Origin of the sequence: Pseudomonas sp. RC10 (assembly GCF_038397775.1) — a bacterium.
In the GTDB taxonomy this organism is placed as follows: domain Bacteria; phylum Pseudomonadota; class Gammaproteobacteria; order Pseudomonadales; family Pseudomonadaceae; genus Aquipseudomonas; species Aquipseudomonas bambusae.
In genome coordinates this window covers 1,969,594-1,994,395 of the sequence record NZ_CP151650.1, presented here as the reverse complement: position 1 = coordinate 1,994,395, position 24,802 = coordinate 1,969,594, and the positions used below count along the sequence as shown (strand labels likewise).

Annotated in this window: 24 protein-coding genes and 1 riboswitch; of the genes, 6 read left to right on the top strand and 18 right to left on the bottom strand. The window is 61.9% G+C overall.

Translation table 11 applies throughout. From position 1 onward, the window contains the following. The first annotated feature begins 112 nt into the window (after nt 1-112). Complete coding sequence (locus tag AAEO81_RS09285; protein WP_341963056.1) at nt 113-1,411, top strand: outer membrane protein transport protein; 1,299 nt, start codon at nt 113-115, stop codon at nt 1,409-1,411. 380 nt (nt 1,412-1,791) lie between these two features. On the opposite strand, the gene AAEO81_RS09280 is transcribed toward AAEO81_RS09285, so the two are convergent. The 18 genes from AAEO81_RS09280 to AAEO81_RS09195 form a co-directional block, all read right to left on the bottom strand. Beyond that, nucleotides 1,792-2,343, bottom strand: a complete 552-nt coding sequence (locus AAEO81_RS09280) for a glutathione peroxidase (RefSeq protein WP_341963054.1) — start codon at nt 2,341-2,343, stop codon at nt 1,792-1,794. Nucleotides 2,344-2,554: 211 nt separating this feature from the next. Then, nucleotides 2,555-3,763, bottom strand: coding sequence for an MFS transporter (locus tag AAEO81_RS09275; RefSeq protein ID WP_341963053.1), 1,209 nt, complete (start codon nt 3,761-3,763; stop codon nt 2,555-2,557). Between the two features lie 142 nt (nt 3,764-3,905). Further along, entirely contained in the window at nt 3,906-4,637 is a 732-nt protein-coding gene (locus AAEO81_RS09270) for an adenosylcobinamide-GDP ribazoletransferase (protein ID WP_341963051.1), read from the bottom strand. After that, the gene (gene cobC, locus AAEO81_RS09265) at nt 4,638-5,210 is read right to left on the bottom strand and encodes an alpha-ribazole phosphatase family protein (RefSeq protein WP_341963049.1); all 573 of its coding nucleotides are present in this window, start codon (nt 5,208-5,210) and stop codon (nt 4,638-4,640) included. It abuts the gene before it with no gap. Beyond that, entirely contained in the window at nt 5,207-6,259 is a 1,053-nt protein-coding gene (gene cobT, locus AAEO81_RS09260; RefSeq protein ID WP_341963048.1) for a nicotinate-nucleotide--dimethylbenzimidazole phosphoribosyltransferase, read from the bottom strand. The genes cobC and cobT overlap by 4 nt, the downstream gene beginning before the upstream one ends. Then, a complete protein-coding gene (gene cobU, locus AAEO81_RS09255; RefSeq protein WP_341963046.1) occupies nt 6,256-6,777 on the bottom strand; it encodes a bifunctional adenosylcobinamide kinase/adenosylcobinamide-phosphate guanylyltransferase in 522 nt (173 codons plus the stop codon). The genes cobT and cobU overlap by 4 nt, the downstream gene beginning before the upstream one ends. Further along, nucleotides 6,777-8,255 carry a cobyric acid synthase gene (locus AAEO81_RS09250; RefSeq protein ID WP_341963045.1) on the bottom strand — a complete coding sequence of 493 codons (1,479 nt, stop codon included), beginning with the start codon at nt 8,253-8,255 and terminating at the stop codon, nt 6,777-6,779. The genes cobU and AAEO81_RS09250 overlap by 1 nt, the downstream gene beginning before the upstream one ends. Beyond that, nucleotides 8,252-9,256, bottom strand: coding sequence for a threonine-phosphate decarboxylase CobD (gene cobD, locus AAEO81_RS09245; RefSeq protein ID WP_341963044.1), 1,005 nt, complete (start codon nt 9,254-9,256; stop codon nt 8,252-8,254). Before cobD ends, AAEO81_RS09250 begins: the two co-directional genes overlap by 4 nt. Beyond that, nucleotides 9,249-10,157 carry an adenosylcobinamide-phosphate synthase CbiB gene (cbiB, locus tag AAEO81_RS09240; protein ID WP_341963043.1) on the bottom strand — a complete coding sequence of 303 codons (909 nt, stop codon included), beginning with the start codon at nt 10,155-10,157 and terminating at the stop codon, nt 9,249-9,251. Before cbiB ends, cobD begins: the two co-directional genes overlap by 8 nt. Further along, a complete protein-coding gene (gene bluB / locus AAEO81_RS09235) occupies nt 10,154-10,804 on the bottom strand; it encodes a 5,6-dimethylbenzimidazole synthase (protein WP_341963042.1) in 651 nt (216 codons plus the stop codon). Before bluB ends, cbiB begins: the two co-directional genes overlap by 4 nt. Before the next feature lie 190 nt (nt 10,805-10,994). After that, nucleotides 10,995-12,290 carry a cobyrinate a,c-diamide synthase gene (locus tag AAEO81_RS09230; RefSeq protein ID WP_341963041.1) on the bottom strand — a complete coding sequence of 432 codons (1,296 nt, stop codon included), beginning with the start codon at nt 12,288-12,290 and terminating at the stop codon, nt 10,995-10,997. Then, nucleotides 12,287-12,898, bottom strand: coding sequence for a cob(I)yrinic acid a,c-diamide adenosyltransferase (cobO, locus tag AAEO81_RS09225; protein WP_166596638.1), 612 nt, complete (start codon nt 12,896-12,898; stop codon nt 12,287-12,289). Before cobO ends, AAEO81_RS09230 begins: the two co-directional genes overlap by 4 nt. A 105-nt stretch (nt 12,899-13,003) precedes the next feature. Continuing rightward, nucleotides 13,004-13,211, bottom strand: a riboswitch (cobalamin riboswitch). Nucleotides 13,212-13,429: 218 nt separating this feature from the next. After that, entirely contained in the window at nt 13,430-13,969 is a 540-nt protein-coding gene (locus tag AAEO81_RS09220; RefSeq protein ID WP_166596637.1) for a C40 family peptidase, read from the bottom strand. Nucleotides 13,970-14,059: 90 nt separating this feature from the next. Next, entirely contained in the window at nt 14,060-14,746 is a 687-nt protein-coding gene (locus AAEO81_RS09215; protein WP_166596636.1) for a C40 family peptidase, read from the bottom strand. Between the two features lie 75 nt (nt 14,747-14,821). Continuing rightward, complete coding sequence (locus tag AAEO81_RS09210; RefSeq protein ID WP_341964506.1) at nt 14,822-15,586, bottom strand: NAD-dependent deacylase; 765 nt, start codon at nt 15,584-15,586, stop codon at nt 14,822-14,824. Between the two features lie 8 nt (nt 15,587-15,594). Continuing rightward, the gene (gene hda, locus AAEO81_RS09205) at nt 15,595-16,299 is read right to left on the bottom strand and encodes a DnaA regulatory inactivator Hda (RefSeq protein ID WP_166596635.1); all 705 of its coding nucleotides are present in this window, start codon (nt 16,297-16,299) and stop codon (nt 15,595-15,597) included. A 273-nt stretch (nt 16,300-16,572) separates the two neighbouring features. Beyond that, nucleotides 16,573-17,646, bottom strand: a complete 1,074-nt coding sequence (locus AAEO81_RS09200) for an AI-2E family transporter (RefSeq protein ID WP_341963039.1) — start codon at nt 17,644-17,646, stop codon at nt 16,573-16,575. Between the two features lie 54 nt (nt 17,647-17,700). Beyond that, nucleotides 17,701-18,771: a DUF2066 domain-containing protein gene (locus tag AAEO81_RS09195; RefSeq protein WP_341963038.1), complete on the bottom strand. Its 1,071-nt coding sequence runs from the start codon at nt 18,769-18,771 to the stop codon at nt 17,701-17,703. A gap of 314 nt (nt 18,772-19,085) precedes the next feature. Here AAEO81_RS09195 and purM point away from each other — a divergent pair, with 314 nt between their 5' ends. From purM to AAEO81_RS09170, 5 genes are all read left to right on the top strand, one after another. After that, nucleotides 19,086-20,144, top strand: a complete 1,059-nt coding sequence (gene purM, locus AAEO81_RS09190) for a phosphoribosylformylglycinamidine cyclo-ligase (protein ID WP_341963036.1) — start codon at nt 19,086-19,088, stop codon at nt 20,142-20,144. Beyond that, the gene (gene purN, locus AAEO81_RS09185; protein WP_341963034.1) at nt 20,144-20,854 is read left to right on the top strand and encodes a phosphoribosylglycinamide formyltransferase; all 711 of its coding nucleotides are present in this window, start codon (nt 20,144-20,146) and stop codon (nt 20,852-20,854) included. Before purM ends, purN begins: the two co-directional genes overlap by 1 nt. A gap of 14 nt (nt 20,855-20,868) precedes the next feature. Then, complete coding sequence (locus AAEO81_RS09180; RefSeq protein WP_341963033.1) at nt 20,869-21,585, top strand: DUF3108 domain-containing protein; 717 nt, start codon at nt 20,869-20,871, stop codon at nt 21,583-21,585. Nucleotides 21,586-21,737: 152 nt separating this feature from the next. Continuing rightward, nucleotides 21,738-23,549: a di-heme-cytochrome C peroxidase gene (locus AAEO81_RS09175; RefSeq protein WP_341963032.1), complete on the top strand. Its 1,812-nt coding sequence runs from the start codon at nt 21,738-21,740 to the stop codon at nt 23,547-23,549. Continuing rightward, complete coding sequence (locus AAEO81_RS09170; RefSeq protein WP_341963027.1) at nt 23,546-24,712, top strand: catalase family protein; 1,167 nt, start codon at nt 23,546-23,548, stop codon at nt 24,710-24,712. The genes AAEO81_RS09175 and AAEO81_RS09170 overlap by 4 nt, the downstream gene beginning before the upstream one ends. Nucleotides 24,713-24,802: the final 90 nt, after the last annotated feature.

Below are 24,802 nucleotides of genomic sequence, written 5' to 3'. Positions count from 1 at the left end.
CGTTTACTCGGATTGTCCTACAAAAACTGCTCTAACTCGGGTGATCCAGCCTATAGCGCGCTATGAAAAATATTGGTAATTTCCGCGCGGTGATCAACAAGGAGTTCTAACAATGAAAAAAACAATGATCAAATCCAGCCTCAGTCTCGCCATCACTCTTGCCTCCACCCAAGTTTTCGCATCCGGCTTTGCCCTGAACGAACAAAGCATCAGCGGCATGGGAACCGGCTTTGCGGGCCGTTCCTCGTCCGTCGACGACGCCAGCATCGTTTATGGCAACCCGGCCGGCATGTCGCGCCTCAAGGGCCAACAAGTCACCGTCGGTGTCGCCGCCATTGATGCGTCGACCGACATCAAGGATGTCAGCGGTCGCAGCTCCGGTACCAATAAAGGCGACATGGTGCCGTTCACCGCCGTTCCCATGGGTTTCTACGTCAATCCTGTGGATGATCACTGGGCATTCGGCCTGGGCGTCTACGCCCCGTTCGGCCTGGTGACCGACTACGAAAGCAGCTTCCAGGGCCGTAACTTCGGCAGCAAGAGCATCGTGAAGGTCGTGACCTTCCAGCCAACCATCAGCTATGCCTTCAACGATAAAGTGTCGATCGGTTTCGGCCCGACCATCAACCGCATCTCCGGTGCGTTGGAATCCAACCCGAACCTGAGCGGCGTGACCGCGCCAATCACCGGCCGTCCTGCGGGCGACGGTCGCGTGCAGGTCAAAGGTGACGACGTGGGCTACGGCTTCAACGCCGGTATCCTGGTCCAGGCCACCGACACCACCACGCTCGGTCTGACCTACCACTCCAAAGTGACCTACAAACTGGAAGGCCACACTGAGGTGACGCCAGGCGCTGGCGTACCGCCTGCCCTGCTGAGCGCAGGTCGTTATGACGCCAAATTGAGCCTGGACACCCCTGAGTCGGTGGACTTCTCGGTCACGCAGAAAATGAACGATGCGTGGAAGCTCTATGCCGGTGCGACCTGGACCCGCTGGAGCCGTCTGCAAGACATCACCGTCAAGAACTCGGGCGTGAGCGGTGGCGCACTGGCACCTCGCCTGTTCGGCACCATTACTGAAGAGCAGAACTGGCATGACACCTGGGCTTACGCCATCGGCACGTCGTACCAGCTGAACAAGGCATGGGTGCTGCGTACGGGTCTGACCTTCGATCAGTCGCCAACCAACAACGACAACCGTTCTCCGCGTATCCCGACGGGCGATCGGACCATCTTCAGCCTGGGTGCCGGTTACAGCCCTACCGACAACATCACGATCGATGTCGCCTACTCTTACTTGAAAGAAGAGCCTGTGAAGGTTCGTGACGTCAGCCCGCTGGGTCAAACGTACAACGCCAAATACGAAAACAGCGCCAACGGCTTCGGCCTGGGCCTGACTTACCGCTTCTGATGCAGTTGGCGGGACAGGCCGATCACCTGTCCGCCAGACAGAAAACCCCGCAGCCAGCGATGGATGCGGGGTTTTTCGTTCAGGGGTGCCAGCGGTCAATCGGAAAAATCGGCTAGCAGCGTAGCGTGTCGCGATGGGCCATCTTCGCGGTGTGTGCCATGTGCGAGCCTGCACCCGTGCACGGACCCCACTGTGGCAGCGAATTCATTCGCGAAGAGCCGATACATTCGGCGCATCTCCATCGCCTGAACGTCATTCGCGAATAAATTCGCTCCCACAGGGATTCGGCGGCGTGCCGGAAATCGGGGAACGACACGGTCCTGCTACAAAGCAGGACCGCGATCAGCATCAACCAACGCATCCACACACAGCCTCAAACCTCACGGCTTCGAAGCAATCGCCTTTTCAACAGCCGAAATCAGCTCAGGATCATCCGGTTTGGTCATGCTGGAAAAACTCGCCACCACGTTCCCCTTCCGGTCCACCACGTACTTGTAGAAATTCCACTTCGGCGCATTGCTTTGTTCCGCCAGCACCTTGAACAGGTTGATCGCATCTGAGCCCCGCACCGGCTGCGGTTCGGTCATGGTGAAGGTCACGCCGTAATTCACGTAACAGACTTTGGCGGTCTCGGCGGCGTTATCCGACTCTTGCTTGAAGTCATCCGACGGCACGCCCAACACTTCCAATCCCTGCCCTTTGAACCGTTGATTCAACGCCTCCAGCCCTTTGAACTGCGGCGCGAAGCCACAAAAACTCGCGGTGTTCACCACCAGCATCGGCTTGCCCGCGAACTGTTTGCACAGGTCGATATCCTGCTTGGCTCGCAGCTTCGGCAGCTCGCCCTGTAATAAAGGAGGGCAATCAGCGGCCGTGGCGACACCGCCCATGGCGAGCAGAAGAACAGGAAGGGAAATCCAGCGAAGGTTCATGTCGGCATCCATTCAAGGCAGAGAGTCGGGCGTTAGAAACCACACGCTACTCTCTGTCGTCATCGATGCCTAGGGACGACCAAGAACGCCCAGGCTCAGCAGGTCATACCCAATTGCAGAGCGCCCAGCCCAACGCTGTGCCAGCCCCACCAGGCCAGCGCCAGCAGCGTCGCGACAATGGCGACGCCTGCCAGCCAGGGCGTCAATCGGGTCACAGTGCCAACGGCTGAAGCTGCAGGCGCGCCACGGGCCGCTCGCGTACCGGCCAGTTGAGAGCGGCCGCCATCAGGCTCAACGCAATCGAGACGTGCCAGATCATGTCGTAACTCCCGGTATGGTCATACACCACGCCCCCCAGCCAGCCGCCCAAAAAGGCGCCCAACTGGTGGAAGAGGAACACGATACCGCCGAGCATCGACAGGTTACGCACGCCGAACAGCGTGGCGACGGTGCCATTGGTCAACGGAACGGTGGACAGCCAGAGCAGCCCCATCGCCATGCCGAACAGGTAAGCGGTGGTCTGGGTCAGTGGCGCCCAGAGGAACAGCACAATCACCACCGCTCGCAGCAGGTACAGCGCCGTCAGCAGCCGCGGCTTGGACATCCGCCCGCCCAGCCAACCCGCGACGTAGGTGCCGAACACGTTAAACAACCCGATCAAGGCCAGCACGGTGGTGCCCACGGTGGCGGGCAAATGCTGGTCCACGAGATACGCAGGGAGGTGAACGCCGATGAACACCACTTGAAACCCGCAGACGAAGAACCCGAACGCCAGCAGCCAGAAGCCGGAATGCGTACAGGCCTCTCGCAAGGCCTCCTTCAAGGTCTGCTCACCTGCAACGACGGGCGCGGGTTTGTCCTTGAGCATCGCCACCAACGGCAGGATGAACGCCACCAGCAAGCCCAACGCGACCAGCGCCATGGACCAGCCCAGCCAGCCGATCAACCCCAGGGTGCCGGGCAGCATGGCGAACTGCCCGAACGACCCCGCCGCGCTGGCGAGGCCCATGCCCATACTGCGCTGTTCGGGTGGCAAAGCGCGCCCGACCACCCCGAGGATGACCGAAAAGGTCGTGCCTGAGAGCCCGATGCCGATCAGCAATCCTGCACTCAGGGACAGTGTCGCCGGTGAGTCGGCCATGCTCATCAATCCCAGCCCCACGGCATACAGCACACCACCCACCAGTACGACTTTGGCAGCACCGAAGCGATCAGCCAGCGCGCCAGTGAAGGGTTGGGCCAGGCCCCAGACCAGGTTCTGCAGCGCGATGGCAAACGCAAAGACCTCCCGACCCCAGCCGAACTGCGCGCTCATGGGCGGCAAAAACAACCCGAAGCCATGCCGCGTTCCCAGCGAGAGGGCCAGAATCAGGGCACTGCCCAACAAGACCCAGCCACTGGTACGCCAGACGGATGTCATTTTTTATCTCCAAAAGCGGTGCGTGGGGCATTAGTTGCATATGCCACCAATCAGATTCAGGCACGCTACGCGTGAGCCTAAAGGGTGTCAATCAAGGTGACGGGAACGGACAAGACCGGTTCGCTGGAAGGTCGTATTTGGCTCAGCGCAACGCCAACGTCACCACCACCAACGTCTCCAGCAACTCCAGCAATGCCCCGGCGGTATCGCCCGTGCTGCCCCCCAGCCGCTGGATCATCAATCGACGAAGCCCGAAAAACCCGACCGTCGCGAACAGTACCGACCACAACCCGGCCCAGCCCGCCACCAGCACACAGGCCAGCGTCGTCAACGCCAGCACTTGCGCCCCAAGACGACGCGGGAGGTGATCCGCCAGCGCCTGGCCCAATCCACCCGCTCGCACGTAAGGCGTAGTGAGGAACAGCCCCAGCATCGAAGCCCGTCCGATGACAGGGGCCAACAACAGGCCAACGCTGTGGTGCTGTTCGACCAGCGCCAGTACGGCGGTGAATTTCAGCAGCAGCACGATCACCAGCGTGACCACGGCAATCGGCCCACTGCGAGGGTCTTTCATGATGGTCAGGGTGCGTTCGCGGTCGCCGAAACCGCCGAGCCACGCATCGGCACTGTCCGCCAGCCCGTCCAAGTGCAGACCGCCGCTGAGCAGCACCCACGCGGCCAGTAGCAAGGCGGCGTGAAGCAGAAGAGGAGTGCCGTCGAGCAGCAGGTTCAGGCCCATCAGGATCGAGCCGAACAGCACGCCCACCAGTGGATAAAACAGCAGCGATCGCCCCAACGCTTGAGGTGCGGGCATGCCCGACAGGCGAATGGGCAGACTGCTGAGAAATTGCAGGGCGATCCAGAACGGCAGCATTTACACCTCCGTCAGCGCGCCATCCGCGTCGACATTGACCCCGATCAGGTCGCCATGACCGACGACCACCTGCAGCAAGTGTTCACGGGGCAAACCGCGAGCCTGGGCCAGTAACAGGCGCATCACCCCGCCATGGCTGATCAGCAAAATCCGCTCGCCCTCGTAAGCCCCATGAAGACGTCGGACCGCGCCATGCACACGCTGGGAAAACGTCGACACTGGCTCGCCATTGGGCGGCGTGAAGGTGTAGGGGTTTTCCCAGAAGCGACCCAGCCCATCGGCGTCGGCCTCCATCAGTTCCGCGGTGCTCACGCCTTCCCAGTCGCCGAAATGCAGCTCTTGCAGATCGGGTTCGAGTTGCAGCGGCAAGGACAACCGCGCCGACAGTTCTTCTGCAAAGCGTGCACAGCGCTGTAATGGGGAGCTGACGACCCGGTCCCAACCACTAAGCGCTGCGACGGCATCACGCATCTGCTGCCAGCCGGTCGGGGTCAACGCATCGTCCAGGCTGCCGCGCAGGCCGCCACCCTGTTCGGTTTCGCCATGACGCAGGAGGTCCAGGCGCAACGTCATGCCGGGCGATCCGCCACGGCGGCTTCAGCGAACGTCGCCATGCCGTTGTGCAGCTCGCACGCCAGACGCAACAGCGGCACCGCCAACGCAGCACCACTGCCCTCGCCCAGCCGCAGGCCCAGTTCCAGCAAAGGCTCGGCCTGCAAAGTCTCCAGCACATGGCGATGACCCGGCTCAGCGCCGCGATGGGCGAAGAACAGCCATTCGCGGCACGACGGGTTCAAGCGCACGGCCACCAACGCCGCCACGGTGCAGATAAAGCCGTCCACCAGCGCGGCGATACCCTCTTGAGCGCAGGCCAGGTACGCGCCGACCAACGCGGCCACTTCGAAACCACCCAGCGCACGCAGGCTGCCCAGCGCATCGCCGGACTGCGCCGCGTGCAGTTGCAGGGCCTGTTCGATGACCTGCGCCTTGTGGCTGATGCCTTGTGCGTCCAGCCCGGTGCCAGGACCGACCAGCAGCACCGCCGGACAATTGAGCAACGAGCAGGCGACCGCGCTGGCCGCCGTGGTGTTGCCGATGCCCATCTCGCCACCGATGAACAGTTGAGTGCCCGCCGCCTTGGCGCGCAGCACGCTGTCACGCCCGCCTGCCAACGCGCCTTCCAGTTGCTCCTGAGTCATCGCCTCGTCCTTGGCGAAATTGGCGGTGCCCGCGCCAAGGTTCAGGTGACGCACACCCGGCAGGTTCAGCGGCGAGACGGTGCCGAGATCGATCACATCCAGCTGTGCCGAAAGCTGTTTCGCCAGGACGCTGATCGCCGCGCCGCCCATGATGAAGTTGTGCAGCATCTGCCCGGTGACTTCCTGGGGATAAGCCGACACCCCTTCCGCGACGACGCCATGATCGCCCGCAAAAATCGCGATCCAAACCTTATCTAGCGTGGGTTTAACCTGGCCTTGCAGACCGGCCAGTTGCACGGCGACCGCTTCCAGCTGGCCCAACGAGCCAGTCGGTTTAGTCAGTTGCTGCTGCCGGGCCAACGCCTGCTCACGGCTGGCTTGATCGACTTCTCGGGACGGCGCGAGCCACCAGGCATTGCTCATAGCGGGGTTCCTTTCAGGGTCATGGGCAGTCCGGCGACGGTAAACACCACACGCTGGCACCGTTCGGCCAGCGCCTGATGCAGCCAGCCGACTTCATCGACATAACGACGGGTCAGCTCACCGAGGGGCACGACGCCCAGCCCGGTTTCGTTGCTGACAAAAATGATGTCGCCCGGCAGTTGCGCCAGGCAGTCGAGTAGGACGTCGCGCTCCTGCGCCAGTCGCTGCGGATCGTCCAGCATCAGCAGATTGGTCAGCCACAGGGTCAGGCAGTCCACCAACAGGCAAGTGCCCTCCCCTGCGTTTTCTTTCAGTACGCGGGCCAGTTCAAGCGGTTCTTCGACCAGCCCCCACGTGTCCGGGCGACGTGCGCGGTGCGACGCCACCCGTTGATTCATCTCGCCGTCCAGCGGCTGGCTAGTGGCGATGTACACGACATCGAGGCCACTGTCGCTGGCCAGCTTTTCCGCCAGCCGACTCTTGCCGGAACGCGCACCGCCGAGGATCAGTTGCAACATCAAACAGGCTCCAGTCCGCAGAGTTCGCGCAGTAATTTGCCGTCCAGATGGTTCTCCACCAGATCGGCCAACCGTTCGATGTCGCGCTCGCGCAGACCGTGATAATCGACCGACTGTACGTTTTGCAAACCGGCCCAGCGCAGCAAAGCGCTGCTGGACGCCGGGTTTTCGAACAACCCGTGCAAATAGGTGCCGAGCACTTGGCCATCGGCGCTTTGCGCGCCATCGCATCGGCCGTCGCTGAGCTGCACCAATGGGCGCTCAAGCGCAGGCCCGTTGGTCACGCCCGCATGAATTTCATAGCCGCTGACGTCTGCATCTTCCAGGGTCAACCGCCCGGTGACATTACGCAGCTGCTTTTCCTTTTCCAGCACCGTGCTGATGGCCAACAGGCCCAGACCCGGGCTCGACCCTGCCGCGCCTTCCAGCCCGAGCGGGTCATGCAGTTCTTCGCCGAGCATTTGCAGACCGCCGCAAATCCCCAGCACTTTCCCGCCGTAGCGCAGATGCCGGGCGATGGCCGTGTCCCAACCGTTGTTGCGCAGGTAGGTCAGGTCGCTGCGTACGCTCTTCGAACCCGGCAGGATGATCAGGTCGGCGGGGGGAATCGCTTGACCCGGCCCGACGAATTGCAGATTGACCTGCGGGTGCAGACGCAGCGGGTCGAAATCGGTGTGATTACTGATGCGCGGCAGCACCGGCACGACGACGTTGAGCACCTGTTCGGCCTTGTCGGTCTGACGCTGATCGAGGCCGTCTTCGGCCTCCAGATGCAGGTCCATCACATACGGCAGAACGCCCACCACCGGTTTGCCGGTGCGCTGTTCAAGCCAGTCCAGGCCCGGTTGGAGCAAGGCGATATCGCCCCGGAAACGGTTGATGATGAAGCCCTTGACCCGCGCCTGTTCGCTGGGGGACAACAGTTCCAGCGTGCCCACCAAGTGCGCAAAAACACCGCCGCGATTGATGTCGGCCACCAGCAACACCGGGCAATCCACCGCCTCGGCAAAGCCCATGTTGGCAATGTCGCCCGCCCGCAGATTGATTTCCGCTGGCGAACCCGCGCCTTCGACCATGACCACCGGCCAGCCTTCGCTCAGCCGTTTATGGGAGGCCAGGACCGCCTGCATGGCGATGGCTTTGTAGTCGTGATAAGCGACGGCGTTCATGGTGGTCACCGCGCGCCCGTGGATGATCACTTGCGCGCCAGTGTCGCTGTTGGGTTTGAGCAGCACCGGGTTCATGTCGGTGTGCGGTTCAAGGCCACAGGCCTGAGCCTGCACGGCTTGTGCCCGGCCAATCTCGCCGCCGTCGGCGGTCACGGCACTGTTGAGCGCCATGTTCTGCGGCTTGAATGGCACCGTGCGCACGCCCTGGCGGGTCAGCCAGCGGCACAGCGCGGTCACGAGGGTGCTTTTACCGGCGTCCGACGTGGTGCCTTGCACCATGAGGGTTTTGCCAGCCTTCGGATGCTTCATGCACGCTCCCCGGAAAATTCGCTCAACGCCCGCTCCAGTCGCTGCCAATCCGCTTCATCTCGAGGCAGACCAAAACGCAGGCTGCTGTGAGCCGGGCTGTTGTTGAGGAAGATCCGCAGCAGAATCCCGCGCTGAGCGCAGAACTCGTGCAGCTCAACAGCCATCGGCGTCACCAGCCATTGGAATAACGCGCAGCCCCCTTGAGGGGCAAAGCCGTGCCGGCTCAGAAGCTCGACCAGGCGTTCACTTGCGTGCGCTGTGCGCTCTCGTTGCACGCGATGACCTTCAACGTCGTCAAAGCAGGCTTTGCCGAGAATCCGTGTAGGACCGCTCACCGACCATGGTCCGATCTGTTTGGCCAGGACTTTGAGAAAACGTGACTCGGCCAGTACGAAACCCAGGCGCACGCCTGCCAGACCGAAGAACTTGCCAAACGAGCGCAGCACGATCAGACCCGGACGTTGGGTTTCGGCGGCAAGGCTCAGGTGTGGCGTGTTGTCCATGAACGCTTCGTCCACCACCAGCCAGCCGCCGCGTTGCGCCAGCCGGGCATGCCATTCCAGCAAGCGTTCCTGGGTCAGGCTCAGGCCTGTGGGGTTGTTCGGGTTGACCACCACCAGCACGTCGAGGACGTCGATGAAGCGCTCGACCTCATGCTCCAGCACTTCGCGCACCAGAAATCCGTTGCTGCGCCAAGCCTCGGCGTGTTCGGCGTAACACGGCGACAGCACGCCGACCTTGCCCGCCTGACGCAAACGCGGCAGCGCCTGAATCGCGGCTTGGGAACCGGCCACGGGCAGCAGATCCGCCACGCCGTAATACGCACAGGCCGCCGCTTCGAGGCCGTCATCGGTTTCAGGCAAACGCGCCCACGCTGAATCCGGGATCGGCGGAATCGGCCAGGACCAAGGTGAAATCCCGCTGGACAGGTCGAGCCAGTCGGCCTCGTCGATGCCGTATTTCTGTACCGCACCCCGCAACCGACCGCCGTGTTCAAGCATAGAATTCAGTCCCCAGACACAACATCAGCAACCACAGCCAGACGCCACGCTGCACCAGTTGCCAGCCTCGATCAATGGAATTCGCATCGGCGGGTGCACCTTCGCCTAATTGCGGACGCTGGTGCAGCTCGCCATGGTAAATCGCCGCGCCGCCCAGTTCGACGCCCAAGGCACCGGCACCTGCCGCCATGACGGGACCCGCGTTCGGGCTGTCCCATTTGGGGGCCTGCGTCCGCCAGCAGCGCAACGCCAGTCGGGTTTTGCCGAGCACTGCGTAGGTCAACGCCACCAGACGCGCGGGAATGTAATTGAGCAGGTCGTCAATCTTTGCCGCCGCCCAACCGAAACGTTCGAAGCGTTCGTTGCGATAGCCCCACATCGCGTCGAGGGTATTGCTCAGGCGATAGAGGATCACGCCGGGCGCGCCCAGTACAACGAACCAGAAGATCGCGGCGAACACGGCATCGCTGCCGTTTTCCAGCACCGATTCGGTGGCGGCGCGGGCAACGTCGGTGGCGTCCAGTTCAGACGTCTGGCGACTGACGAGGAAACCCACGCGACGCCGCGCTTCTTCCAGGTCATCGCTGCGCAAGGCCTGCGCCACCGGCGCCACATGTTCGCCCAGGCTGCGCAGGCCAAGGGCACAGTACAGCGCGGCAACTTCCACCAGCCAGCCGATATAAGGCAGCCAACTGAGGAAGGTCACCAACAGGGTCAGCGGGATGACCGCGATGAACCACGCCGTGACGCCATGGCTGCGCCAGCCGCGACCGCCGCCGTTGAAACGTTGCTCGATGCGCTCGGCATATCGGCCGAAGGCCACCAGCGGGTGGTTTCGTTTTGGCTCGCCCAGCAGCGCATCCAGCGCGACCCCGGCGACGCTCAACAACGCCACGCTCATGCGCTCACTCCCCATGTGTTTTCGTAGACCAACTCTTGCAGCGGACGCGCCTGCGCCCACCCCTCCAATACCAGCATCGGCGCCGGGTAAAATTCCTTGACCGGGCCCAGACACAGGATCGCCAAAGGTTTTGAACCGGTTGGCATCTCCAGCAGGTCGGCCAGCGCTTGAGGTTCGAATAATGAGACCCAGCCCATGCCCAACCCTTCGGCCCGGGCCGCGAGCCACAGGTTTTGAATCGCACAGGACAGCGACGCCATGTCCATCTCCGGCAACGTGCGACGGCCGAAAATGTGCTTCTCCCGATCGTCCATCAAGGCCGCGACCAGCACTTCGGCGCAGTCGTTGATGCCTTCGACCTTGAGTTTCATGAAGTCGTCGGAGCGCTCGCCCAAGGCTTCAGCGGTGCGGATGCGCTCTTCTTCAACTTGGGCCTGAATCTGGCGGCGCAGTTGACGGTCGCTGATCCGAATGAAGCGCCACGGCTGCATCAGACCGACGCTTGGCGCGTGGTGTGCGGCTTCCAGCAGGCGGGCCAACAGCTCGGGTGCCACAGCGCCGCCGGTGAAATGCCGCATGTCCCGGCGTTCGGCAATGGCCCGGTAGACCGCCGCGCGTTCGGCGTCGCTGAAGGCGTGATCCGTCACGAGCGCACCTCGCCATGGCTGACCACACGTGCACCTGCTGTAGGAGCGAATGTATTCGCGATGCGCAGGCACAGCCGATAGAAAGGCTTCGGATGTACCGCCCTCTCGCGAATGAATTCGCCCCTACAGGAAACCGTGTTCCCACCGGAAAATCGGGTCAGTCCTACGATGGAGAACACCGACAGACACGTCATGGCAAAAACAGCGCCGCCATCGCCTGTGGGTTGGAAGGGAAATAGAAGTGCACGTACGACGCCGTCATCCGCCCTTCCCGGTACACCGCTTCCGCGCCGCGCCCGCCGTTGGGGCTCACGCCACGGGCAATCGGGGTCAGTTCGGTGCTGGTCAGCGAATGATGATACGTGTGCCCGCGCAAGACGCCTTCCGGCAATTCGACCGATTGCAGGGCGAGGGCCGCCAGACGTTTCTGCATCACCGCCTCGCCGTCCAACAGGCCCACCAGTTCCGCGCGTTGGCCGTCTACGTCGGTCAGGGCGTTCAGCAGGTAAAGCATGCCGCCGCACTCCGCGAGCAGCGGTTTGCCGGCGGCGTGGTGAGCGCGAATGGCGTCGAGCATCGAGTGGTTCTGACCAAGCGCCACGTGATGTAGCTCCGGGTAACCACCGGGCAGGTACAGGCTGTCTGCGTCTGGCAACTGGCTGTCGCGGATCGGGGAGAAAAACAGCAGCTCAGCGCCCATCGCCCGCAACAGGTCGAGGCTGGCGCCGTAGGTAAAGGCGAACGCCTCGTCACGGGCAACGGCGATGCGCACGTCGGCCAACAGCGGTTCGGCGGGCACGCTATCGGGCGCTTCAAATGTCACGGCAGGCGGCAACGTCGAATCGCAAGTGCTGGCCAATGCATCGGCGGCCGCGTCAAGGCGCACGTCCAGGTCGTTCAGTTCGCTCGCCTGCACCAGCCCCAGATGGCGACTCGGCAGTTCGATGCCGGTTTCCCGCGACAACGCGCCATACCAGCGCAAGCCTTCAGTCAGGCTGCCTTCGAGCAACTGGGCATGACGCACGGTGCCAACCCGATTGGCCAGCACGCCCGCGAACGGCAGGTCCGGTTGATAGCGCGCGAGGCCCAACGCCAGCGCCCCGAAGGTTTGAGCCATGGCCGTGCCGTCGATCACGCCCAGCACCGGCACGCCGAAACGCCGCGCCAGATCCGCGCTGGAAGGCGTTCCGTCGAACAGCCCCATCACGCCCTCGATCAGGATCAGATCAGCATCGGCGGCGGCTTCCCACAGCAGGCGTCGGCTCTCATCCTCGCCCACCATCCACATGTCCAATTGATAAACGGGATTACCGCTGGCGCGTTCGAGAATCATCGGGTCGAGAAAATCCGGACCGCATTTGAATACACGAACGTTACGACCCTGATTGCGATGCAAGCGCGCCAAGGCTGCGGTCACGGTGGTTTTGCCCTGGCCAGACGCAGGTGCCGCGATCAGGACCGCAGGGCATTGACGAGCCTCACTCACAGCTCAATGCCCTTCTGCGCCTTGATGCCCGCCTGAAACGCGTGCTTGACCACGCCAATCTCGGACACCGTGTCAGACAGGTCGATCAATTCCTGCTTCGCGCCACGGCCAGTGACGACCACGTGCTGCATCGGCGGACGCGCCTGGAGGTCGCTCAACACCTGTTCCAGATCGAGGTAGCCGTGTTTGAGGGCGATGTTCAGTTCGTCGAGGATCACCAGGCCTATCTCGGGATCGCGCAGGAATTCTCGGGTCACGACCCACGCCGCCTCGGCCGCCGCGATGTCGCGCTGGCGGTCCTGGGTCTCCCACGTGAAGCCTTCGCCCATGACGTGATAGCGCACTTGCTCGGGGAAACGGCGAAAGAACAGCTCTTCGCCCGTGGCGTTGCGGCCTTTGATGAACTGCACCACGCCGCACTGCATGCCGTGGCCCATGGCCCGCGCCAGCATGCCGAACGCCGAACTGCTCTTGCCCTTGCCGTTGCCGGTCAGGACCAGCAACAGGCCGCATTCATTGGGGGCGCTGGCAATGCGCTCGTCCATCACCGCCTTTTTGCGCAGCATGCGCGCCAAGTGGCGTTCGTCACGTTCGGGGGATTCGCTCATCTCAGCTCTCCGCTTGAGGGCAGGTGTGGCAAACGGAGGGCACGGACAAAGGCTGACAGCAGGCACCGGACAACGCCGAGCCTGCGCAGAGCATCGCCCTCCGTGATGCTGTTGAATGGATCAGGCCGGTCTCCGGACTCATGAGCGGATCACTGACTGCGCGCCTTCCCATGTTCATCGAACACAGTGGCATCGTGCGCAGCCTTGACTCATTTACCGTTGCGGAGGCAGCGCCGGAATTGATCGCAAAGGCGTTCGCACCGGCTTCCCTGTTTCACCCTGTTTGACGGGCACCTGAAACAATCGGCGAAGGTTAGAGGGTTGACTACCGAGCGTCAATCGAAGCGGCGGTCCAATAGCGACTCATGTAGGAGCGCGCTTGCCCGCGAAAGCAGCTTCTCTGATACGCATGAGCCGACTGACCCGACACCATCGCGGGCAAGCGCGCTCCTACAAAGGCGAGTGGCGTACGCAAGGTTATTGCAGGTGTTTGCTGCGCAACAGCCACGCAGCAAACCACAGGGAAAAGGATCAGTTGCTGCGGGCGAGATTCGACGGCTGGATCACACGTTTGGCGTTCAGCCAGGCTTTCTGCCAATACGGCTTGTCGAGGCTGTCGAGCTTGACGGTGCCGCCGGTGGCAGGCGCATGAACGAAACGGCCTTCACCGACATAGATCCCGGCATGGCTCACGTTCGAGCCGCCGCCCGTGGCGAAGAACACCAGGTCGCCGGTCTGCAACTGGCTGCGGTCGATGTCCGGTCCACGCAGGGTGATCATCTCGCGGGTCGAGCGCGGCAGGGTGATGCCAGCAGCGTCGTGATAGACGTAGCCAATCAGGCCGCTGCAGTCGAAGCCGGAGTCAGGCGTATTGCCACCCCAACGGTACGGCGTGCCAACAAGTCCGATGGCACGTAACAGCACGTCATCCGCAACGGGAGAATTGAATTGAGGGGGAGCAGCGATCACAGGCCGGTAGGCGACCTTGGGGGGAGATGGCGGCGGAGTGCTGGAACAAGCGGCCAGCAATGCAGCCAGTGAAGCAACAGCCAGGCGAACCGTAATCGACATAAACACAACAACCTTCCTAGGATGCGGCTTACTCTGCCGGAGGCCGGAACCTTGCGCAATCAGGGCTTCCCCTAACTGCGCGGCCCGTATTTAACGGTGTTGGCGCTTGATTGTAGTCGAGGTCATGGCGGTCGTGGTTTCTGGAACCTGGGAAGGTGCCATGGCCAGCGCGCGCTTGGCTTCGATGAACGTACGGGCCCAATAAGCATCGTCGAGGCTATCGACGCGCACACCGCCACTGCGACGGCTGCTGGAGTGGATGAACTGGTCATCGCCCAGGTAGATGCCGGCATGGCTGACGCGGCCGCGGCCTGCGGTGCTGAAGAACAGCAAGTCGCCAGGCTTCAGGTCGTTACGCTTGACCAGAGGAGCGTCGATATTGATCATTTCGCGGGAAGAACGCGGCAGGCTCATGCCCGCCTCTTCGCGGAACAGGTAGCCGATGAAACCGCTGCAATCGAAGCCGGACGTGGTCGAGGTGCCACCGAAACGGTAGCGAGTCCCGATCAACGATTTGCCACGTTCCAGAATGCTGTCAGCCAAGACCGGCAACTGATACGGCTTGTTGTCGGAGAACTGGGCCAATTCGTCTTCGGTGGCGATTTCGTCATCCAGTACGGAAGAGGAGTAATCGGCACGCTTGGCAGTTTGTGCGGTGGCAGAGTCCCGGAATTGCGGGTTCTGCGACTGTTGTTGCGACGCTGGCATCTGGGCCGCGCAGCCGAACAGCAGCGTTACGAGTGCGAGAGGCACGAGGGGTGCGAAGCGATTCAGCATGGGCACGACCGTGGCGGATGTGTAAAGAAGCCGAGACTATGCCCTCAATCGTCATCATTTGCAAATTCAATCGAATCAAATGTGACTTACCAGGTCCTCCATCACATCTAAGGCTCTACACCTTAGAAATGCATCCATGTGAATGGAGTGATCGGTCGACGAGGGGTTGATCTCGGCGGTAAAGCCTCCTGCCACCCGCGTGCGAAACATCGGCTCGTGGATATAAGGGAAGCTGGCAGTGGTTCCGATGCTGAGCACAGCGTCAAAGCCTTTTGCCATCTCTTCGTACAGCACATTCAATGCCAGCTCTGGCAGCATCTCTTCAAACAAAACGACCGGCGGTCTCAGCACGCCATGGCACTGCGTGCATAAAGGCGGCAAGGGCCGCTGCAGGTGCTCGCTCAACTGTGGGTCTTCAGCGCCACAAGACTGGCAATAGAGCGGCGCCAACTGGCCGTGAATCTCGATCAAGCGTTCCGGCGGACTCCCCGCCGCACGGTGATAGCCGTCAACGTTTTGCGTCAGTACCCAACATTCCGGTTTGCGCCGCTGCAACTCAGCGATGGCGTAATGCGCCGCATTGGGCTGTCCACCGAGGCACGCGCTGCCCAATTGGGCAATGTATTTCCAGCACAGGCCGGGGTCGCGACGTAGCATCGGGCCGGACAGTGCCATTTCAATGGGCAGCCCGTCGTCGGTGTGGCCGTTATAAAGGCCGCCCACGCCGCGATAAGTCGGCAGGCCTGAATCCGCCGACAGCCCGGCACCGGTGATGATCAGAATGCGTTTGGCATGACGCAGGGCCGCTGCGGTCTGCAGGACCAGCGCCGGATCGACCACGGGCGGATTCACCAACCCAAAGTCTCTTTAAGGAAGGGAATGGTCAGCTTGCGCTGGGCCTGCAAGGAAGCCTGATCCAGTTCTTCGAGCAGATCGAACAACGCACTCATGCTGCGTTTGCCCCGAGTGAGGATGAAATGCCCGACTTCGTCCGTCAGGTGCAAGCCACGACGGGAAGCGCGCAATTGCAGGGCACGGAGCTTTTCTTCGTCGGACAGCAGGCGCATCTGGAACACCAGCGCCATGGTCAGCCGCGACTTGAGGTCGGCCAGCTTGACCGGCAACTCGCGAGGGGAACAGGAAGCGGCGATCAGCAGACGGCGGCCGCTGTCACGCAAGCGGTTGAATAGATGAAACAGCGCTTCTTCCCATTCAGGCTTGCCGACGACGGCCTGAATGTCGTCGAGACACACCAGCTCATATTGCTCAAGGTGATCGAACAGCTCGACGCCTTCATCAATGACTTCAGCCATGGGCAGGTAAACAGCAGGTTCGCCCATCTGCTCGAAACGCAGGCAGGCCGCTTGCAACAGATGAGTGCGCCCTACCCCGTGCTTGCCCCATAAATAGATGAGGCTTTCAGTCCACCCGGCCTCGGCTTCGCACAGGCGCTCGACGTAGCCGAGTGCAGCGGCATTGGCGCCTGGATAGTAATTGATGAAGGTGGCGTCATCACGCAGACGCACACTCAGGGGCAGCTGAACTGGTTTCATGCTGGCTGAACGGCTCGATGAAGAACCGCCAAGGGGCCTCTGTGTAAAGTGTGCAAAGTTTATACCCGCAGGACGGGCCGCACAATGCGCCAGAGGGCGTGCAAAATCAAAGGCTTGCGTCTATCCCGGGCCAGGCCGCGGATTATGGGCGTCACACCGATACCCTGTAGGAGTGAGCTTGCTCGCGATTGCGCACTGCCAGACTCTATTTCTGAGGCTGATATACCGCGATCGCGAGCAAGCTCACTCCTACAGTCAGTCGCGCCCGAAGACCTACAAATCCGGGTCTTCCATCCCGCCGTAGATATCCGACTCTTTATACAAATCGTGCACATGCCGCACCAGCACCATGATCACCGCCGCCACCGGCAGGGCCAGCAGGATGCCGGTGAACCCGAACAGTTCGCCACCGGCCAGGATCGCGAAGATCACGGCCACTGGATGAAGGCCGATCCGATCGCCCACCAGCAACGGCGTCAGCACCATGCCTTCAAGCGCCTGACCGACCATGAACACCGCGACAATCCCCAGCATCGGGTACAGATCACCGCCGAACTGGAAGAAGCCCGCCAGAATCGCTGAGCCGATGCCGATCACGAAGCCCATATAAGGCACGATGGCTGCCAGACCCGCGATGACCCCGATCAACAGACCAAGCTCAAGGCCGACCAGCATCAGGCCCGCCGCGTAAATCACCCCGAGCGCGACCATCACCAGCAACTGACCGCGAATGAACGCCCCCAGCACTTCGTGGCACTCATCGGCCAGCGCCACGATCTTCTTCTCGCGATGACGGGGCAGCAGGCTGCGCACTTTCGCCATCATCACGTCCCAATCACGCAATAAATAGAAGCAGACCACCGGGATCAGCACCAGATTGGTCAACCAGCCGATCAGCGCCAGGGTCGAAGTCGTGGCCTGGGCCAGAATGATCCCGACGATGTCGCCGGTCTGCCCCATGTGTTCGGAGATCGCCGCCTTGACCTTGTCGAACTTCCAGAACCCGTCCGCCAGCCCCAATTTCGCCTGAGTCCACGGCAGCGCGGTGTGCTGCAGCCAGTCGAGCATCTGCGGCGCCAGTTCGTACAAGCGGTACAACTGCTTGGCAAGCATCGGCACCAGCACCAACAACAGCCCCATGAAAATGAGGGTGAAGAACACGAAGACCGTCACCACACTCCAGGTGCGTGAAAATTTCAGTTTTTCCAGCCGATCCGCCAGGGGATCGCCCATGTACGCCAGCAGCAACGCCACCAGGAACGGCGTGAGGATGGCGTGCAGCAGCCAGACAAACAGGCACAGCAGGACAACCCCGCCCAGCCAGAACCAACGACGCGTATCAGTCATTACCGCCCCTCAACCCAAAATAAAATGCTTCTCGCAACGCCGTTATGAACCCGCTCACCAGCGGAAGTGCAGTGTTTGTGTGGCAACAGGCGCGGGGACCGGCGCAGGTGCACCCGGCACAGCACCGGCAGCAGGCACTTGTCCGGCATCGACCGGCGCTGCAGCGACCTCACCCGCTGGCACCTCCTGCAACTTCGCCAGGGACAATTGCGAGCGCAGCTGGTCAGTGCTGCCGCTGACATCGAACGTCACCCGGTCCGCGTCCACCGATTTGAGACGCCCACCGAACGGTTCCAACAAACGGCCCAGTTGGGCGTAACGCTCCAGGGTCATGCCCTGGACTTCCAGCGCCATGCTCGATGAGGCGCCCGGCTTGACCACGAAACGCGGCGCCAGACGCTGACTCACCGACAACAGCACGGCGTCGGCCAATTCGGCGGCACTGGCCCCGCTGGCGCTGCCCTGCTCCATCTTGTCGCCCAGCCACAGGTGCCATTTGCCCTGCCACTGGCCGCCATTTTCCTGTGCGTGAACGGCGAGAATGGCGTCAGAGCCATAGCGCTCGGACGCCTGTTTGAGCGGCGCGACGTCATTGCCATCCAGGGTTTTCGCGTTGCCGATGCCCTGTTCGCCCAAGTCCGCCAGCGGCAGACGCAGCGGCAAACCCCGGTGCTGGGCAGCGCGACGCAAGGGTTCTGCACTTGACTGGCCGTCACCGACGAGATTGGCGCCGTCGGTGGCGTCGTTCAGCCACCAGGCCATGATCACCGGGCGGTTCGAACCCCATAACGACAAGCCGGCCTGACGCAATGCCCGGTCAGTACTCGCCGGATCGAAATCCACCTGCAACGACTCCGGCGGTCCTGCGTCATAGCCGTACTGGCTGATGATCTGCTGCGGGTCCTTGCGCACATCAGCCAGGCCTGGCCCCTGAGCGGCCTTCGGGTCACCGGTCAACCGGATGACCAGGGTTTCCAGCGCAGCCTGGGTCGCACGGGTTTTCTCATCGGGGCTCTGCCCGCTGACCGGCTCGCGCACCTGATAGAGATTGTTCACCGTCTCGGCCAGGGCCGGGAGGCTCATGAGGGACAGACAACCTGCGAACAGGCAGTTTTTAAGGCGCATAAGAATTCCCACGAAACAAATATCGCAGCCTGATAAATAGCTGCATGAACATGACTGGCTCGACTGAGACCGCACGGCGGTCCGAATCGCTCACTCTGGAAAAGAACTTACACCCTTTCCCTCTGGCGACGAACGGCTAAACCCTGAACGAACGGGTTATTTTTTCTTCATCGATGGCCCTGCCCGTCGGCCCAAGGATGGCCGCTTGAGCCCAACCCTGATAAAATCGCGCGCCTTCGCAGACCGGCGATGACACGGCCACGCGCCGCACCCACCTCGGTCGTTACCCCGAATCCCCCCTAAAGGCCTGGATCATGAGCAAGCAACCCTCCCTGAGCTACAAAGACGCCGGTGTAGACATCGACGCCGGTGAAGCATTGGTCGAACGCATCAAGAGCGTCGCCAAGCGCACCAAGCGCCCGGAAGTGATGGGCGGCCTGGGTGGCTTCGGCGCGCTGTGCGAAATCCCGGCCGGCTACAAACAACCGGTTCTGGTCAGCGGCACTGACGGCGTCGGCACCAAGCTGCGCCTGGCCCTGAACCTGAACAAACACGACAGCATCGGCATCGACCTGGTCGCCATGTGCGTCAACGACCTCGTCGTCTGCGGCGCAGAGCCGCTGTTCTTCCTCGACTACTACGCCACCGGCAAACTGAACGTCGACACCGCCGCTCAGGTCGTGACCGGCATCGGCGCAGGCTGTGAACTGGCGGGTTGCTCGCTGGTCGGCGGCGAAACCGCTGAAATGCCTGGCATGTACGAAGGCGAAGACTACGACCTGGCCGGTTTCTGCGTCGGCGTCGTGGAAAAATCCGAAATCATCGATGGCTCGAAAGTCGTGGCGGGCGACGCCCTGATCGCCCTGCCGTCTTCCGGCCCGCACTCCAACGGCTACTCGCTGATCCGCAAGATCATCGAAGTCTCCGGCGCTGACATCGAAACCATCCAGCTCGACGGCAAACCGCTGACCGAGCTGCTGATGGCGCCGACCCGCATCTACGTCAAGCAACTGCTCAAGCTGATCAAGGACACTGGCGCGGTCAAGGCCATGGCCCACATCACCGGCGGCGGTCTGCTGGACAACATCCCGCGCGTCCTTCCAGAAGGCGCACAGGCCGTGGTTGACGTGGCGAGCTGGACCCGCCCTGCCGTGTTCGACTGGCTGCAAGAGAAAGGCAACGTCGACGAGCACGAGATGCACCGCGTCCTGAACTGCGGCGTCGGCATGGTCATCTGCGTGGCACAGGAACACGTCGAAGCCTCGCTGAACGCGCTGCGTGAAGCGGGCGAGCAGCCGTGGGTCATCGGCCAGATCGGCGTCGCGGCCGAAGGCGCTGCACAAGTCGAGCTGAAAAACGTCAAGGCACATTGATGTCCGACGTGGCGATGCCGGAAGCGTTGAAGCCTGACAGGCCTCAACCCTGCGATGTGGTGGTGCTGCTGTCCGGCACTGGCGGTAACCTGCAAGCGATGATCGACAGCTTTCAGGACGGTTCGAGCCCGGCTCGCATTCGCGCGGTGATTTCCAACCGCGCCGATGCCTACGGGCTTGAGCGCGCGAAGAACGCGGGCATCGACACCCGCGTTCTCGATCACACAGCCTACGAAGGTCGCGAGGCCTTCGACGCGGCGCTGATCGAACTGATCGATTCGTTCTCGCCGAAACTGGTGGTACTGGCCGGTTTCATGCGCATTCTCACCCCGGGTTTCGTGCGTCACTACCACGGCCGGCTGCTGAACATACATCCGTCACTGCTTCCCCTGTATAAAGGCTTGCACACCCATCAACGGGCGCTCGAAGCGGGCGATGCCGAACATGGGTGCAGCGTGCACTTCGTCACAGAGGAACTCGATGGAGGGCCTCTGGTCGTACAGGCTGTTGTTTCGGTAGAGTTGCACGACACGCCTGCCACGCTGGCACAACGGGTTCACGCTCGGGAACACCTGATTTACCCGCTGGCGATCCGCTGGTTCGCTGAAGGCCGTCTGGCCCTGAGCGAACAGGGAGCGACCCTCGACGGTCAGCCATTGGGCTCAAGCGGCCATTTGATTCCGGCCATTCAATGTGGCCCCTCACTGTAAAGACGGGAGAAATTATGCGTCGCGCTTTGCTCTTCGCCCTCGCTCTGTTCGCCATTCCTGCGGTCAACGCGGCAGACCTTCAACCTTTCGCCGCCAGCTACACCGCTGATTTCAAACAGCTCCCGGTCGGCGGCGGCAGCGCTACCCGCAGCCTGGAAAAAAACGCCAACGGCACCTGGACCCTGAGCTTCAAGGCCTCGATGATGATCGCGAGCCTGACCGAGGTCAGCACCCTCAAGGTCGACAAGGATCAACTGCTGCCACAGACCTACCACTTCGAACGTGGCGGTTTGGGCAAGAGCAAAACGGTTGACCTGGTGTTCGACTGGCCCACCAAGTTCATCACCGGCACCGACCGTAACGACGCGGTGAAAATCCCGCTGAACACCGGTGTTCTGGACAAATCCACCTATCAACTCGCCTTGCAGCACGACGTGGCAGCGGGCAAGAAGAGCATGACCTATCAGGTTGTCGACGGTGACGAAGTCGATGCCTACGATTTCCGCGTGCTGGGCACCGAGAAAGTGGCCACCAAGGTCGGTTCGGTCGATGCGATCAAGGTCGAGCGCGTGCGCGACCCGACGCAGAACAAGCGCATCACCGTGATGTGGTTTGCCAAGGATTACGACTATTTGCTGGTGCGTCTGCAGCAGGTCGAGACCGACGGCAAGGAATACAACATCATGCTGCAGGACGGCACAGTGAACGGTAAGTCGGTCAAGGGCAGCTGATTTTTCGCTCCTGCCATTGACCTCGAAAAGCCCGCTGACATCAGCGGGCTTTTTATTGCATGCTCGACCGTCGGGATTAAAGCGTGCACGTCACTTGCCATGGGATTGGCGTGATGTCATAAGGACACCAAAAACGGACAAGGATGGTTATCTTGCGCATATTTCGCCGTGCATTGCTGCTGTTGCTCGCTGTGATCGTGCTGATTCTGGCAGTGGTGATTTATTACGTCATCAACCCGAAACTGCCTGAATACACGCCTGTCGAGCAGGTGCAGTATCAGCAGCAGTGGGACGACAGCGATCGTCAGACCTATTACTTCACCCCACAGGGGACACAAGTCAAAGGGCTGCACTACAACTGGTTCACGGCGTTGGAGATGCCATTCTCCGAAGACCGCTTCGCCGCGCCCGAGCACCTCGCCCGTTTCGGGTTCCTGGTCGATCCCAAGCAGGTCGCCACCGCGCTGAACCCCGGCAACCTGCCCGTCGGTTTCACCCGCCATCAGAACCCTGACCATACCGTCGAGTATCTGGACATCACCTGTTCCGCGTGCCACACCGGCGAATTGCATTTCAAGGGGCAGGCCCTGCGCATCGATGGGGGCAGCGCGCAGCATGTCTTGCCGTCCAGCGTGCCTACCCTTCGCGGTGGCAGTTTCGGTCAGGCGCTGGTCGCCAGCCTCGTGGCGACTTATTACAACCCATGGAAATTCGAACGTTTCGCCCGCCGCGTGCTGGGCGATCGCTACGATGCCTCCCACGATCAGTTGCGTGACGAGTTCAAGCAGTCTCTGAACACCTTCGCCAGCACTGCGTGGAACGACACCCATCGTGGCCTCTACCCCACCGAAGAAGGGCCGGGACGCACCGATGCCTTCGGTCGCATCGCCAACGCCACCTTCGGCGACGCTATCTCGCCCGACAACTACCGCATCGCCAATGCCCCCGTGGACTATCCGCACCTGTGGGACATCTGGACCTTCGACTGGGTGCAGTGGAACGGCTCGGCCAAACAGCCAATGGCGCGCAACGTCGGGGAATCCCTCGGTGTTGGCGCGACCCTGACGTTCTTCGACGCCGCAGGCCAGCCGCTCAAAGTGGCTGACCGCTACCCCTCCAGCGTCCGGGTGCGCGACCTCGACACCATCGAACGAGCCTTGCAGCGCCTGAAGCCACCGGTCTGGCCGGAACCGCTGTTCGGCCCGGTGAACAAGCCGCTGGCCGCTCAGGGTCGCGCTTTGTTTGCCGAAAATTGCGCAGGCTGCCACGTCCCGTCCCACAGCGTGGTGGATGGCCGCACCGTGCAATACCTGAACATGATCCCGGTGGCGGAAGTCGGCACCGATCCGAACACGGCCAATAACATCGCCGACAACCACTACGACGTGAGCGCGCTGAAGTGGACCCAAGACGAACTCGACCACCTCACTAACGTTCATCTGGTCCCTAAACAGACGGCCCCGCTGGACACGCACAACATCACCTCGGCCAAGGCGTTGGCGTACATCACCGCCTACGTTGAAAACAACGCCTACAACGCGGCCAATGTCCCCGTCGCCGATCGCCCTGCCATGGACGGATTCGGCCTGCCCATCGCGGTTCAGGAATTGCGCGCGTACAAAGCCCGGCCGCTGGACGGGATCTGGGCCACCCCGCCCTTCCTGCACAACGGTTCGGTGCCGACGATCTATCAGTTGCTCTCGCCTCAGGACGAGCGCAGCACGACCTTCTACAAAGGCACCTTCAACTACGACCCCTTGCACTTGGGCTTCGAAACCGCAGCCTTTAAAAACGCCTTTCTGTTCGACACGAAAATCTCCGGCAACCACAACAGCGGTCACGAATTCCGCGAGGGCAAGCGGGGTAACGGCGTGATAGGACGCGGCCTGTTGCCTCAAGAGCGCTGGGCGTTGGTGGAATACCTGAAAGTGCTGGGCGGACCGCTGGAGCAACAACTGCCATGATCACTCGACATCGCGACACGCAACACACTTGGCTCGGGCGGCTCTGGCTGCGTCTGGGTTCATTTCTGGGCAAGACCCTGCTGTGGCTCATCGGGCTGGGCCTGTTGGGCTGGGCGGTATCAGGCGTCTGGTTCGCCTGGCAGCACCGCGGTCCGGTGCCCGTGGAAGAACAGATTCCGCCCGGTGAAGCGGCCATGAGCCAAGGCATCATTCAGACGGCGGTGCGCATCGTCGACCAGCACCGCGAACCCACTCGCTATCTGCGCGACGCCCATGCCAAGGCCCACGGCTGTGTGAAGGCCGAAGTGAGCGTGCCGAAAGACCTCGCCCCGGCGTTGCGCCAAGGGGTGTTCGCCGAACCGGGTAAAACCTGGCAAGCGGTCATGCGCCTGTCCAACGGCAACGCCTATCCACAGTTCGACAGCATTCGGGATGCGCGGGGCATGGCGCTCAAACTGCTGGACGTGCCAGGCAAACAATTGCTGGCAGACCAGCAAAGCCGGGCGGAACAGGATTTCGTGATGTTCAGCCACCCAAACTTCTTCGTCAGCGACGTGGCCGAATACGCGCAGAACATCGGGGCGCAGGCCGACGGCCAGAAAGTCCTGGCGTTCTTCCCCAGCCTTGACCCACGAAGCTGGCAAGTGCGGCACCTGTTCATCGCGTTGGCAACGCTGTCGCCTGCCCCCGCCAGCCCGACGGAGACCACGTATTACTCGGTCTCCCCTTACAAGTTCGGCACTGCCAACGCCAAGTTCCGGGTCGCGCCGGACCCGCAAAGCTGCCCGCCGTACACCCTGCCCAAACAGAACCGGGACCTGCCGAACTTCTTGCGCACGGCCTTGAATCAGCAGTTGTCCACCGACCGCGTCCCCGCGTGTTTCGTGTTGCAGATTCAGCGGCAGGACCCGCAGAAATTCATGCCGATCGAAGACACCAGCATCGAATGGAAGGAAAGCGATGCCCCGTTCGAAACCGTGGCGAAGGTCAGGGTCGCGCCTCAGGATTTCGATACACCCGAGCAAAACCTGGCGTGCGACAACCAGTCCTTCAACCCGTGGTTTGGCGTAGAAGCGCACCGCCCCATCGGCGGCATCAACCGTCTGCGCAAAGCGGTGTATGAAGCCGTCAGCGACTACCGCCACAGCCGTAACGCGCTTTAGGAAAATAGGGGCTTGGGGATCGAGGCATAGCGCCGGTTTCGTGGCGTATTTTGTTCCTCAGGCCTTTATGAAAGATTCTTCATGCCATTC

Bases quoted from the DNA above. Each gene is read 5' to 3' on its own strand.
- AAEO81_RS09285 (WP_341963056.1), top strand. From the start codon at position 113: ATGAAAAAAACAATGATCAAATCCAGCCTCAGTCTCGCCATCACTCTT.
- AAEO81_RS09280 (WP_341963054.1), bottom strand. From the start codon at position 2,343: ATGAACCTTCGCTGGATTTCCCTTCCTGTTCTTCTGCTCGCCATGGGC.
- AAEO81_RS09275 (WP_341963053.1), bottom strand. From the start codon at position 3,763: ATGACATCCGTCTGGCGTACCAGTGGCTGGGTCTTGTTGGGCAGTGCC.
- AAEO81_RS09270 (WP_341963051.1), bottom strand. From the start codon at position 4,637: ATGCTGCCGTTCTGGATCGCCCTGCAATTTCTCAGCAGTCTGCCCATT.
- cobC (WP_341963049.1), bottom strand. From the start codon at position 5,210: ATGACGTTGCGCCTGGACCTCCTGCGTCATGGCGAAACCGAACAGGGT.
- cobT (WP_341963048.1), bottom strand. From the start codon at position 6,259: ATGAGCAATGCCTGGTGGCTCGCGCCGTCCCGAGAAGTCGATCAAGCC.
- cobU (WP_341963046.1), bottom strand. From the start codon at position 6,777: ATGTTGCAACTGATCCTCGGCGGTGCGCGTTCCGGCAAGAGTCGGCTG.
- AAEO81_RS09250 (WP_341963045.1), bottom strand. From the start codon at position 8,255: ATGAAGCATCCGAAGGCTGGCAAAACCCTCATGGTGCAAGGCACCACG.
- cobD (WP_341963044.1), bottom strand. From the start codon at position 9,256: ATGCTTGAACACGGCGGTCGGTTGCGGGGTGCGGTACAGAAATACGGC.
- cbiB (WP_341963043.1), bottom strand. From the start codon at position 10,157: ATGAGCGTGGCGTTGTTGAGCGTCGCCGGGGTCGCGCTGGATGCGCTG.
- cobO (WP_166596638.1), bottom strand. From the start codon at position 12,898: ATGAGCGAATCCCCCGAACGTGACGAACGCCACTTGGCGCGCATGCTG.
- AAEO81_RS09220 (WP_166596637.1), bottom strand. From the start codon at position 13,969: ATGTCGATTACGGTTCGCCTGGCTGTTGCTTCACTGGCTGCATTGCTG.
- AAEO81_RS09215 (WP_166596636.1), bottom strand. From the start codon at position 14,746: ATGCTGAATCGCTTCGCACCCCTCGTGCCTCTCGCACTCGTAACGCTG.
- hda (WP_166596635.1), bottom strand. From the start codon at position 16,299: ATGAAACCAGTTCAGCTGCCCCTGAGTGTGCGTCTGCGTGATGACGCC.
- AAEO81_RS09200 (WP_341963039.1), bottom strand. From the start codon at position 17,646: ATGACTGATACGCGTCGTTGGTTCTGGCTGGGCGGGGTTGTCCTGCTG.
- AAEO81_RS09195 (WP_341963038.1), bottom strand. From the start codon at position 18,771: ATGCGCCTTAAAAACTGCCTGTTCGCAGGTTGTCTGTCCCTCATGAGC.
- purM (WP_341963036.1), top strand. From the start codon at position 19,086: ATGAGCAAGCAACCCTCCCTGAGCTACAAAGACGCCGGTGTAGACATC.
- purN (WP_341963034.1), top strand. From the start codon at position 20,144: ATGTCCGACGTGGCGATGCCGGAAGCGTTGAAGCCTGACAGGCCTCAA.
- AAEO81_RS09180 (WP_341963033.1), top strand. From the start codon at position 20,869: ATGCGTCGCGCTTTGCTCTTCGCCCTCGCTCTGTTCGCCATTCCTGCG.
- AAEO81_RS09170 (WP_341963027.1), top strand. From the start codon at position 23,546: ATGATCACTCGACATCGCGACACGCAACACACTTGGCTCGGGCGGCTC.